General features: G+C 71.4%; 14 protein-coding genes. 11 read left to right on the forward strand and 3 right to left on the reverse strand.

The window, feature by feature from the left end; genetic code table 11:
- The first annotated feature begins 25 nt into the window (after positions 1 to 25).
- The 8 genes from xerD (at position 26) to ABZW17_RS18885 (ending at position 7,239) form a co-directional block, all read left to right on the forward strand.
- Positions 26 to 928, forward strand: coding sequence for a site-specific tyrosine recombinase XerD (xerD, locus tag ABZW17_RS18850; protein ID WP_354815673.1), 903 nt, complete (start codon positions 26 to 28; stop codon positions 926 to 928).
- Positions 929 to 1,074: 146 nt separating this feature from the next.
- Positions 1,075 to 2,046, forward strand: a complete 972-nt coding sequence (locus ABZW17_RS18855) for a ParA family protein (protein WP_354815171.1) — start codon at positions 1,075 to 1,077, stop codon at positions 2,044 to 2,046.
- The gene (locus tag ABZW17_RS18860) at positions 2,043 to 2,447 is read left to right on the forward strand and encodes a cobyrinic acid a,c-diamide synthase (RefSeq protein WP_354815174.1); all 405 of its coding nucleotides are present in this window, start codon (positions 2,043 to 2,045) and stop codon (positions 2,445 to 2,447) included. The genes ABZW17_RS18855 and ABZW17_RS18860 overlap by 4 nt, the downstream gene beginning before the upstream one ends.
- Entirely contained in the window at positions 2,447 to 3,343 is an 897-nt protein-coding gene (locus ABZW17_RS18865) for a segregation/condensation protein A (RefSeq protein WP_354815177.1), read from the forward strand. The genes ABZW17_RS18860 and ABZW17_RS18865 overlap by 1 nt, the downstream gene beginning before the upstream one ends.
- Positions 3,340 to 4,122, forward strand: a complete 783-nt coding sequence (scpB, locus tag ABZW17_RS18870; protein WP_354815180.1) for an SMC-Scp complex subunit ScpB — start codon at positions 3,340 to 3,342, stop codon at positions 4,120 to 4,122. Before ABZW17_RS18865 ends, scpB begins: the two co-directional genes overlap by 4 nt.
- Positions 4,109 to 4,861, forward strand: a complete 753-nt coding sequence (locus ABZW17_RS18875) for a pseudouridine synthase (RefSeq protein ID WP_354815183.1) — start codon at positions 4,109 to 4,111, stop codon at positions 4,859 to 4,861. The genes scpB and ABZW17_RS18875 overlap by 14 nt, the downstream gene beginning before the upstream one ends.
- Positions 4,862 to 4,943: 82 nt before the next feature.
- A complete protein-coding gene (locus tag ABZW17_RS18880; RefSeq protein ID WP_354815186.1) occupies positions 4,944 to 6,785 on the forward strand; it encodes a Xaa-Pro dipeptidyl-peptidase in 1,842 nt (613 codons plus the stop codon).
- A gap of 82 nt (positions 6,786 to 6,867) precedes the next feature.
- Positions 6,868 to 7,239 (forward strand): hypothetical protein, encoded by a 372-nt coding sequence (locus ABZW17_RS18885; RefSeq protein WP_354815189.1) that lies wholly within the window; start codon positions 6,868 to 6,870, stop codon positions 7,237 to 7,239.
- A 3-nt stretch (positions 7,240 to 7,242) separates the two neighbouring features.
- Here the strand turns inward: ABZW17_RS18885 and ABZW17_RS18890 are convergent, their stop codons facing one another.
- Genes ABZW17_RS18890 through ABZW17_RS18900 form a run of 3 tightly spaced genes read right to left on the reverse strand, consistent with a single transcriptional unit; the run spans position 7,243 to position 9,331 of the window.
- Positions 7,243 to 8,436, reverse strand: coding sequence for a cation:proton antiporter (locus tag ABZW17_RS18890; RefSeq protein WP_354815192.1), 1,194 nt, complete (start codon positions 8,434 to 8,436; stop codon positions 7,243 to 7,245).
- Positions 8,437 to 8,443: 7 nt separating this feature from the next.
- A complete protein-coding gene (locus tag ABZW17_RS18895; RefSeq protein ID WP_206796708.1) occupies positions 8,444 to 8,926 on the reverse strand; it encodes a cation:proton antiporter regulatory subunit in 483 nt (160 codons plus the stop codon).
- A 36-nt stretch (positions 8,927 to 8,962) separates the two neighbouring features.
- Positions 8,963 to 9,331: a DUF4267 domain-containing protein gene (locus tag ABZW17_RS18900; RefSeq protein WP_354815196.1), complete on the reverse strand. Its 369-nt coding sequence runs from the start codon at positions 9,329 to 9,331 to the stop codon at positions 8,963 to 8,965.
- A gap of 114 nt (positions 9,332 to 9,445) precedes the next feature.
- Here ABZW17_RS18900 and ABZW17_RS18905 point away from each other — a divergent pair, with 114 nt between their 5' ends.
- From ABZW17_RS18905 to ABZW17_RS18915, 3 genes are all read left to right on the forward strand, one after another.
- Positions 9,446 to 9,991 (forward strand): TetR/AcrR family transcriptional regulator, encoded by a 546-nt coding sequence (locus ABZW17_RS18905; RefSeq protein WP_354815676.1) that lies wholly within the window; start codon positions 9,446 to 9,448, stop codon positions 9,989 to 9,991.
- Between the two features lie 91 nt (positions 9,992 to 10,082).
- Positions 10,083 to 10,787 (forward strand): (d)CMP kinase, encoded by a 705-nt coding sequence (cmk, locus tag ABZW17_RS18910; protein ID WP_354815679.1) that lies wholly within the window; start codon positions 10,083 to 10,085, stop codon positions 10,785 to 10,787.
- Positions 10,784 to 11,443, forward strand: a complete 660-nt coding sequence (locus ABZW17_RS18915) for a lysophospholipid acyltransferase family protein (RefSeq protein WP_354815199.1) — start codon at positions 10,784 to 10,786, stop codon at positions 11,441 to 11,443. The genes cmk and ABZW17_RS18915 overlap by 4 nt, the downstream gene beginning before the upstream one ends.
- Positions 11,444 to 11,453 lie beyond the last annotated feature (10 nt).

An 11,453-nucleotide genomic window follows, 5' to 3' on the forward strand; every position in this document is an offset into this window, starting at 1 on the left:
GGCAGGCCCGGGCAGCACGGACGGCGTGATCGCCGCGTACCTCGACCACCTGGCCGTCGAACGCGGGACCGCGCGCAACACCCTGGACAGCTACGCCCGTGACCTGCGCCGGTACGCCGCGCACCTGGACGGGCTGGGCGTCGCGAAGGTCGCCGACGTCACCTCCGCGCACGTCACGGCCTTCGGCGCCGCCCTGCGCGAGGGCGACGACGAGCACCAGCCGCTCGCCGCGTCGTCGGCCGCCCGGGCGCTGGTCGCCGTGCGGGGCCTGCACAAGTTCGCGCACGCCGAGGGGCTCACCGAGCACAACCCGGCCCGCGAGGTCCGGCCGCCGACCCCGGCGAAGCGGCTGCCCAAGGCGCTGCCCGTCGACGACGTCCTGCGGTTGCTCGAGACCCCGCCGCCGGACGGCGAGCGCCCGCTGCGCGACCGGGCGCTGCTCGAGGTGCTCTACTCCACCGGGGCCCGGATCTCCGAGGCGGTCGGCCTGGACGTCGACGACGTCGACGACGCCGAGCGCACGGTGCTGCTCGACGGCAAGGGCGGCAAGCAGCGGCTGGTGCCGATCGGCCGTCCCGCGCTCGCCGCGCTGCACGCCTACACCGTCCGCGCCCGCCCGGCGCTCGCCGCCCACGGCCGCGGCACGGCGGCCCTGTTCCTCAACGCCCGCGGCAGCCGGCTGTCGCGGCAGAGCGCGTGGCAGGTCCTGAAGGACACCGCCGGACGGGCGGGCATCACCGCCGCCGTGTCGCCGCACACGCTCCGCCACTCCTTCGCCACGCACCTGCTCGAGGGCGGCGCGGACGTCCGTGTCGTCCAGGAACTCCTCGGCCACGCCTCGGTGACGACGACCCAGGTGTACACGCTGGTCACGGTCAACACCCTGCGCGAGGTGTACGCGACGGCGCACCCGCGGGCACTGGGCTAGACGGCCCTATAAACGGCGAAGGGCCTTCGTAGCCTGCACCGACGGTCGAGTGACATTGCCCCGTCGAGTCCGGCGCGTTGCTTTGCCGGGGCTCCGACTCCGCGCATAGGCTGCGGCGGACGCGACGAACAAGGAGCCTTCTCGCCATGTCGACACCGAACCAGCCGGCCACCCCGGCCGAGTCCGCCGGGTCGGCGGCGGCGAACCTCAACGACGTCAAGATCGCGACGCCGGAACTCCACGACGGCGACGAGCCGCAGGAGCGCAACGGCAAGAAGGTGAAGCTGGAGGGCATCGGCCCGACCGGCCGCCCGATCCGCGAGCACCCCGATCCGGCGCCGCTGGACCGGCACGGCCCGGCCAAGATCATGGCCATGTGCAACCAGAAGGGCGGCGTCGGCAAGACGACGTCGACCATCAACCTGGGGGCCGCGCTCGCCGAGTACGGGCGCAAGGTGCTGCTCGTCGACTTCGACCCGCAGGGCGCGCTCGCCGTCGGCCTCGGCATCCAGCCGCACGAGCTGGACCAGACGGTCTACAACGCCATCATGGAGCGGTCGGTCAGCGCCACCGACGTGCTGATGAAAACCCGCGTCGACGGCGTTGACCTGCTGCCGAGCAACATCGACCTGTCCGCGGCGGAGGTCCAGCTCGTCGCTGAGGTAGGGCGCGAGCACACGTTGTTACGGGTCCTTCGTCCGGTCATGAACGACTACGACTATGTTCTTGTCGACTGCCAGCCCTCGCTCGGCCTGCTCACGGTGAACGCGCTGACCGCCGCGGACGGCGTGATCATCCCGCTGGAGTGCGAGTTCTTCAGTCTGCGAGGCGTAGCTCTCCTGATCGACACCATCGAGAAGGTCCAGGAACGCCTCAACCCCAAACTGGACATCGTGGGGATTCTCGCCACCATGTACGACCCGAGAACCCTGCATTCGAAGGAGGTCATGGCTCGCGTGGTGGAGGCATTCGGCGAGACCGTGTTCGACACGGTCATCAACCGCACCGTGCGGTTCCCCGAGACGACGGTCGCGGGTGAGCCGATCACGACCTGGGCGCCCAAGTCGGCCGGCGCGGCGGCGTACCGCCAGCTGGCCCGCGAGGTGATCGCTCGGTGAGCAGGCGCGCTTCCCTGCCCGGAGCGTCGGAACTCTTCAGGATCACCTCCAGTCCCGCCCTCGATCTCCCTCCCCAGGCCCCGCCCGAGCCCGTCGAGCAGCCCAAGCCTTCGGGTGACGGCCGTTCCGACCAGCTCGCCCGCAGCGCGGCGCCGCACGGGTCCGGCCGGACCAAGCACGACGCGAAGATCACCGTGTACGTCTCCGGCGACGAGCTCCTGGCCATGGAACAGGCCCGGCTGACGCTGCGCGCGAAGCACGACCTGGTCGTCGACCGCGGCCGGCTGGTCCGCGAGGCCGTGGCGGTGCTGCTGGCCGACTTCGACCAGCACGGCGAGGAATCGGTGCTGGTCCAGCGGCTGCGGGTGGTCGGCTCAGACGGCGGCGAAACCGAGGGCTGATGGACGAGCCGGAACCGGCTCCGGAGGTCCCCGAAGAGCACCAGACCGTGCACGGCGGGATGATCCCCGAAGGCGCGAACACCGAAGAGCTGAGCACGTCGAAGTTCAAGGTGCGGCTGGCCAACTTCGAGGGGCCGTTCGACCTGCTGCTGCAGCTGATCTCGCAGCACCAGCTCGACGTCACCGAGGTGGCGTTGCACCGGGTCACCGACGACTTCATCGCGTACACGCGCGCGCTGGGCACCGACTGGAACCTCGACGAGACGACGGAGTTCCTGGTCATCGCGGCCACGCTGCTGGACCTGAAGGCGGCGCGGCTGCTGCCGTCGGCCGAGGTGGAGAGCGAGGACGACCTCGCGCTGCTCGAAGCCCGCGACCTGCTGTTCGCCCGGATCCTGCAGTACCGCGCGTACAAGCAGGTGGCGGCGTTGTTCGGCGAGCTGGAGCAGAACGCGCTGCGGCGGTACCCGCGCTCGGTGGCGCTGGAGGAGCGGTTCGTCGGGCTGCTGCCCGAGGTGATGCTGGGCGTGACGCCGCAGAAGTTCGCGGACATCGCGGTGGCGGTGTTCCGCCCGAAGCCGCCGCCGACGGTGTCGATCGCGCACATCCACATGGGCCGCATTTCGGTGCGCGAGCACGCGGCGGTGCTGCGGGTGATGCTGGCCGAACGCGGCCAGGCGACCTTCGGCGAGCTGGTCGACGACTGCGAGCACACGGTGGAGATCGTGGCGCGCTTCCTGGCGCTGCTGGAGCTCTACCGCGAGGCGACGGTCCAGTTCGAGCAGAGCGAGGCACTGGCCGAGCTGCACGTCCGCTGGACGGGCGGCTCGAAGGAAGAAGCCTCCGCGGCGGCCGAGCTCGACCGCGCGTTCGGAGACGAAGAGGAGTACGGGTGAGCCCGGAGAACAACGAAGTCGCCGAGGCCCCGGTGCCGCCGGCGGGCGAGCCGGAACCGGCCGCGGTCGAAATGGCGCTCGACGAGGCACTGTCGGGCGAGCCCGTGACCGAGGAGGGCGAGCCGGTCGAACCGATCGCCGAGGCAGCTGCTGCCGAGCCCGAACCCGAGCCCGAGCCCGCCGATCCCGAGTCCGGCCTGGTCGCCGCCGGTGACGCCGACGCCATGCCGGACGTCACCTCCGACGAGGCCCTCGAAGCCGCCCTCGAGGCGCTGCTGCTCATCGTCGACTCGCCGGCCGGCGAAGAGCTCCTGGCCGACACCCTCGGCCAGCCGAAGGCGCGGATCGTCGTCGCCCTGCGGACCATGGCGCAGAAGTTCACCGATCGCTCGTCCGGGATCGACCTGCGGCGCGTCGGCGAAGGGTGGCGGTTCTACACTAGGGACGTCTATGCCCCGTTCGTGGAGAAGCTCCTGCTGGACGGCCAGCGGTCGAAGCTGACCCGGGCCGCGCTGGAGAGCCTCGCCGTGATCGCGTACCGGCAGCCGGTGACCCGTGCACGGGTCGCCGCGGTGCGCGGCGTGAACGTGGACGGCGTGATCCGGACGCTGCTCGCGCGCGGCCTCATCGAGGAGATGGGGACCGATCCCGAGACGACCGGCACGCTGTACGTGACGACCGAGCTGTTCCTGGAGCGACTGGGGCTTTCGTCACTGAACGACCTGCCCCCGATCGCTCCGTTGCTACCCGAAGTGGACACCATCGATGACATCCAGTGAACACCCCGACGGCGTCCGGCTGCAGAAGGTGCTGTCGCAGGCCGGGGTCGCCTCCCGGCGCGCGGCGGAGGACCTGATCGTCGCCGGCCGGGTCGAGGTGGACGGCGAGGTCGTCACCGAGCTGGGCCGCCGCGTCGACCCCGACGCGGCGATCATCCACGTCGACGGCACCCGCGTGAACCTGCGCGACGACCTCATCTACCTCGCCCTCAACAAGCCCAAGGGCGTGCACTCGACGATGTCGGACGACCGCGGCCGTCCCTGCGTCGGCGACTACCTGCGCGGCCGCTACGAGGAGACGCCCGGGGTCGTGCACGTCGGCCGGCTCGACGAGAACACCGAGGGCCTGCTGCTGCTGACCAACGACGGCGACCTCGGGCACCGGCTGATGCACCCGTCCTACCGGGTGCTCAAGACCTACCTCGCCGAGGTCGACGGCCTGGTGCCGCGCGGGCTCGGCAAGGAGCTGCGCCAGGGCTGGGAGCTGCCGGACGGGATCGTCAAGGTCGACCAGTTCCGCGTCAAGGACATGCACTCCGGCAAGTCGCTGGTGGAGCTGGTGATCCACGAGGGCAAGAAGCACATCGTGCGCCGCCTGCTCAAGGACACCGGCCACCCGGTGCTGAAGCTGGTCCGCACCGCGGTCGGTGACGTCCAGCTCGGCAACCAGCGCGTCGGCTCGATCCGGCGCCTGACGAAGACCGAGGTCGGCGCGCTCTACCGGAACGTCGAACTCTGACCCCCTGCTTGCCGGGGCCCGGTCGGCACAGTCCCGACTTTCCGCCGTGGCGGGAGCGTGCCGTCGCTGCCAGCGTGGAGCCATGCGATCCGGTCTGGCACTGCTCGCGCTCATCCTCCTGACGACGTTCCTCCCCGGGGTGGCGCACGCGGCGCCCCGGGGCAGTGAACCCGGCTACGACTACGCGTCGGCGATCCGGGAGACCGTCTGGGTCGACATCGGCCGCGACGGGGACGGCGACGGCCGCTCCGACCGCGTCGCCGCCGACATCGTGCGGCCGGCCGAACTCGCCGCGGGCGTGCCGGTGATCATGGACGCGAGCCCGTACTACTCGTGCTGCGGGCGCGGCAACGAGAGCGAGCTCAAGACCTACGACAGCGCCGGGAAACCGGTGAAGTTCCCGCTGTTCTACGACAACTACTTCGTGCCGCGCGGCTACGCCGTGGTGCAAGTCGACCTGGCCGGGACGAACCGCTCGGCCGGCTGCGCGGACGTCGGCGGCCCGTCGGACGTCGGCTCCGCGCGCAAGGTCGTCGACTGGCTGAACGGCCGCGCGACCGGCTACAGCGCGAAGACCGGCGGCAGCGCGGTGACCGCGGGCTGGACCAGCGGCAACGTCGGGATGATCGGCAAGTCCTACGACGGCACGATCGCCAACGGCGTCGCGGCGACCGGGGTCGCCGGGCTCAAGACGATCGTGCCGATCTCGGCGATCAGCTCCTGGTACGACTACTACCGCTCCGACGGCGCGACCTTCGGCTTCAACCCGGACGGGCTCGCGCGCACGGTCGAAGCGCGCAACAGCGGGCAGAACTGCTCGGCGCAGAACCAGGCCCTGGCTTCCGGAGCCACCGCGAACGGCGACTACGGGCCGCTGTGGGCGGCGCGGGACTACGTCGTCGACGCGCGGAACGTGCGCGCCAGCGTGCTGCTTTCCCACGGCGTCAACGACCTCAACGTCAAGACCATCCACTTCGGACAGTGGTGGGACGCGCTGAACGTCGAGAAGAAGATCTGGCTGTCGCAGACCGGGCACGTCGACCCGTTCGACTACCGGCGCGCGGACTGGGTCGACCTGCTGCACCGGTGGTTCGACCACTACCTGCTCGGCATCGACAACGGCGTCCAGAACGGCCCGCAGGCCAGCGTCGAGCGTCAGCCGGACCAGTGGGTGGACCAGACCCGCTACCCGGTGGCCGGGGTGGCGGCGACGACGCTGCGGCCGGGGGCGTCCGGCAGGCTCGGCACCACGGCGGCGTCCGGGACGGCGTCGTTCACCGACAACCCGAGCCTGGGTGAGGACACCTGGGTGACCAGCCCGGGCGGCGCCGCGCTGACCTACTCGACCGGGGCCCTGACCTCCGACCTGCAGGTGTCGGGGACATCGTCGGTCACCGTGACGGCGACGCCGGGCACGTCGTCGGCCCGCGTGTCGGCCCTGCTGGTCGACCTGGGCGCGGCGACGATCCGCAACTTCGCCGGCAGCGGCGAGGGGATCAAGACGGGCACCACGGAGAACTGCTGGGGTTCGTCCTCCGCCGGTGACGACGCCTGCTACCGGATCGCTTCCGCCGACGTGAAGAAGGTGAACTACACGATCATCAGCCGCGGCTGGGCGGACCTGGCGAACTACGCGTCCCTCTCGCAGGAACGCCCGTTGACCCCGGGAACGGCGTACACGATGACGTTCCGCCTGGCGTCCACGGACCACATCGTGCCGCGCGGCCACGCACTGGCGCTGATCATCGGCGGCACGGACGGCAGCTTCGTCCGCGGACCGGCCCAGCCGGGCCGCGTGACGCTGGACCTGGCCCGCACCTCGCTGTCGGTGCCCCTGCTGGGCATCCCGCCCGCGGCAACGACCCACCCGGCCCCGCCCGGCGGCGCGCACGTGCCGTCGGCGGGGCGGGCGGATCTGCGCTGACCGGTTGCCCCGGAAGGCCGATCCCGGCCGGGAAATCCGGTGTTAGGCTCGATTTTCCGTTGCCCCGTAACGAGGAGACGCCATGCCGGACCGGATGAAGCCGAGCGCCGCGTGGGCGGCCGCCGTCGTCGTGACGGCGGCCGGGGTGCTGTCGCTGGCTTCCGCGCCGGCCGCTTCGGCGGCGACCACGACCTCCTGCGCGTCGGGGTACTCGATCGGCGTCCTGCACCTCCCGGCGCCCACGATCCACCTGGGGACGTCGTGCACGGGGTTCTCCGACGCGGGTTCGCCGTACGTCTTCAAGATCGCCATCTTCAACGCCATCTCGAACCAGCAGCCGTACAACACGTACTTCCACAACGTCACGGCGACGTGTACCGCGTACTCCGCCGGCGGGACGGACCTGGTCGCGACCGGCTGTACCTTCACCTTCGGATCCGGCGCCGCCCGGTAGCCGTCAGTTCGCCTCGGCCGGGGCCGTCTTCGTCGCCGACTTCCGTTGCAGCGCGCGGGCGATCGGCTCCACCACCCGGGCCGCCGTCGGGCCGAGGATGGCCATCAGCAGCACGTACGCCGTGGCCAGGGCCGCCAGCTCGCCGGTGACCGCGCCCGCCGTCACCGCCAGCCCGGCGATCACGATCGAGAACTCGCCGCGCGCCACCAGGGCCGCCCCGGCGCGGGCGCGGCCCAGGCGGCCGATCCTCTGGCGGCGGGCCGCCCACCAGCCCGTGCCGACCTTCGTCAGGGTCGTCACCACCGCCAGCACCACCGCCCAGCCGAGCACCGGCGGGATCGACGCCGGGTTCGTGTTGAGGCCGAAGACCACGAAGAACACCGCGGCGAACAGGTCGCGCAACGGCTCCAGCAGGTGCGTCGCGTTCTCCGCCGTCGAACCCGAGATCGCGATGCCCAGCAGGAACGCGCCGACCGCGGCCGACACCTGCATCGCCGAGGCCAGGCCGGCCACCAGCAGGGCCGCGCCGAGGACCTTGAGCAGGAACACCTCGCGGTCGGGGCTGTCCACCGCCGCCGAGACGTACCGGCCGAACTTCAGCGCGATCACCAGCACCACGGTGATCACCAGCAGCGAGATCCCGACGGCCTCCAGACCGCCGAGGAACGACACCCCGCCCAGGACCGCGGTGAGGATCGGCAGGTAGAGCGCCATCACCAGGTCCTCGAACACGAGGATCGACAGCACCACCGGCGTCTCGCGGTTGCCGAGGCGGCCCAGGTCGCCGAGGACCTTCGCGACGATGCCGGACGACGAGATGTAGGTGACACCCGCCATCACCATCGCGCCGACCGGGCCCCAGCCCAGCAGCAGCGCGACCGCCGCGCCCGGGGCGGCGTTGAGGACGATGTCGAGCAGGCCGGCCGTCCACGATCGGCGCAGCCCGGTGAACAGCTCGGCCGCCGAATACTCGAGGCCGAGCAGCAGGAGCAGCAGCACGACGCCGATCTCGCCGGCCAGGTGCGTGAAGCCGCCGATGTCGCCCAGCGGGATCAGGCCGCCCTGGCCGAAGCAGAGGCCGCCGAGCAGGTAGAGCGGGATGGGGGAGAGGCCGATCTTGCCGGCCAGGCGCCCGAGCGCGCCCAGCCCGAAGAAGACCGCCCCCAGTTCGATCAGGGACAGCGCGGTGTGGTCCATCGGCCGCTCAGCCGTACTTGAGGATCTTGGCGGCGGCTTCGAGCCCTTCGCCCGTGCCGACCGCGACCAGCAGGTCGCCCCCGGTGAACGTGAAGTCCGGCGTCGGCGACGGGTGCACCTGCCCCGCCCGCGCCACCGCGACCACCGAGACGCCGGTGCGGGTGCGCATCGCGGTGTCGCCGAGCGTCCGGCCGTCGAACGGGCCGGACGGCTTGATCGGCAGCTGCCGCGTGCTGATCCCCGGCAGGTCCCGGTGCTCCTCCGTCAGCTGCGCGACCAGCTGCGGGGCGCCGAGCAGGTTGGCCAGCGCGCCGGCCTCGTCCGCGGTGAGCGGGATCGAGGCGGCGCAGGCATCGGGATCGTCCGATTTGGACACGATCAGCTCGATGTGGCCGTCCCGCTGGGTGACGACGCCGATGCGGCGGCCGGTACGGGTGGCGAAGTCCTTGCGGACCCCGATGCCGGGCAGGGGAGTTACTTCGACGTTCACCCAACCACCGTAACCCACGTGTCCGATTCGCGGTGTTCAGCCGAGCAGCAGGAGCAGCGCGGCGACGACCATCACGGCGGCGGTCACGCCGTGCACCCCGAACGCGATGGCCTTCTTCCCCCGGTGGCGCAGGATGAGCAGCATGTCGAAGACCGGCCAGAGCGCCGCGGTGAGCATGACCCAGCCGAGCGCGTGCGCGTCGCCGTAGATCATCAGCGCCAGCGGGATCAGGCCGGCCCCGATGTCGCGGCCGCCCTTGACGTTGAGGAACGTCTCCGCGTGCTCGGGAACCTCGTCGAAGCCGAAGCCCGCGGCGATCTTGTTCGGTGCGAAGACGTAGTTGAGGCCGATGAAGATGATGCCGAGCGCGACGATCGCGGCGAGGACGTAACCGGTGACGACCATGGTGTTCCCTCCAGTGTTTTCTAGCATCGCTAGGATTGCTAGCAACGCTAACCTAGCGGCGCTAGTTTGTCTAGCGGTGCTAGCATGTGACGTATGACCCAGCGACAACGGCGAGTGCGCGACCGGACCGAGCGAGCGCAGCGGATCGTCAGCGCGGCCAGGGAGCTCGCCGAAGCGGAGGGCTGGGACGCGGTCACCACCAGGAAGCTGGCGGCGCTGATCGAGTACAGCCAGCCGGTGCTCTACAGCCACTTCCCGGGCGGCAAGGACGCGATCATGGCGGCGGCCGCGCTGGAGGGGTTCGCCGAGCTGGTCTCGGTGCTGGGAACGGCCCGCCGGGACGGCCTGGCGGGGGTCGCGGCGGCGTACGTCGAGTTCGCCGATGCGAAACCCGCGCTCTACGACGCGATGTTCACGCTGGCGTCCGAGCTGCGGTTCGCCGAAGACGACACCCCCGAAGTGATGAAGGCGAACTTCGCCGAGCTCCTGGCGGTCATCGAGCCGGTGGCCGGGACGCAGAACGCCGGGCCGCTGACCGAGGTGTTCTGGAGCACGCTGCACGGCCTGGTGACGCTGGATCGCGGCCACCGGCTGTCCCCGGCCCACCGTGACGAGCGCCTCGCGCTCGTGGTGGCGCGCTTCGGCACGCGGGGCGACTGATCTCCTCCGCACCCCGACCGGCAGAATGGACACCGGCGGCTATCGAGACGAGAACGCGAGGAGAGTGCCGGTGACGGGAGCCCTACGTGGTGTGGTCGCGCTGGACGGCCCGTCGGGGACCGGGAAAACCACCGTCGCCCGCAAGCTCGCCCAGCGCCTCGGCGCCGGTTACCTCGACACCGGGGCGATGTACCGGATGGTCACCCTCGCCGTGCTGCGCGCCGGCGTCGACCCGGCCGACCCGGACGCGGTCGCCGGGGTCGCCGACCGCGCCGAGTTCACCATCGGCACCAGCCCCGACCGGCCGGAGATCCGCCTGGCCGGCGCGGACGTCGCCGCCGACATCCGCGGGCCGGAGGTCACCAAGGCCGTCTCGCCGGTCTCGGCCGTGCCGCACGTGCGTGAGCTGCTGGTCGCGCGGCAGCGGCGGATCATCGAGGACGTCGTCTCCCACCGCGGCGGGATCGTCGTCGAGGGCCGGGACATCGGCACGGTCGTCGCGCCGGACTCGCCGCTCAAGGTCTACCTGACCGCCTCGGCCGACGTCCGCGCGTCGCGCCGCAGCACCCAGGACACCGCGGCCGGGCGGCAGTCGTCCGTGGCCGACGCGCTGGCCAGCGTCGAGCGCCGCGACCACCTCGACTCGACTCGCGCCGCCTCGCCGCTGCGCGCGGCCGAGGACGCCGTGCCCGTCGACACCTCCGAGCTGTCGATCGACCAGGTGATCGTCGCCCTCAGCGAGCTGGCCAGCCACCGCGGCCTGCTCGCGGCGTGCAAAGAAGAAGTCGTTCGATGAGCGCTGACGGACTCCCCGAGGGATCCGTCGGCGCACTCCACGACGCCGGGCGGCTCTTCGCCCGGTACTATCTGCGCTCGGCCTTCCGCATCCGGGTGCACGGCCGCGAGCGCGTCCCCGCCACCGGGCCGCTGCTCGTGATCGCCAACCACAGCTCCATGATCGAGCCGCAGCTGATCTTCGGAATGCTGCCGCGGCGTTCGGCGTTCCTGGTCAAGGCCGAGATGTTCGGCGGGATCGCCGGGAAGTTCCTGCTGGCGATCGGGCAGATCCCGCTCAAGCGCGGCGAGATCGACCGCAAACCGCTGCTGACCGCGGTCGGCGTGCTCAAGGGCGGCGGCGTCGTCGGGATCTTCCCCGAAGGCACCCGCGGTGCCGGGGACGTCGGCGCGGCCGAACGCGGCGCGGCCTGGCTGGTCCGGGCCTCCGGCGCGACCGTGCTCCCGGTCGCGACGCGGGGCACGCTCAAGCCGGCCGACGGCAAACGACGGTTCCGGCCGCGGGTGGACATCCTCGTGGGCGAGCCGTTCACGCCGAAGGTCGGTCCCGGGAAAACCGGGCTCGACCAGGGCACCGAAGAGCTGCGCGGTGAGCTCGCGGCGCTCGTGAAGACTTTGGACGACTGGCGTGCCGAACACGGATTCGGCGCGGTATAAGGGAAATTGG

This window comes from Amycolatopsis sp. NPDC004625, from assembly GCF_040609695.1.
GTDB lineage: Bacteria > Actinomycetota > Actinomycetes > Mycobacteriales > Pseudonocardiaceae > Amycolatopsis.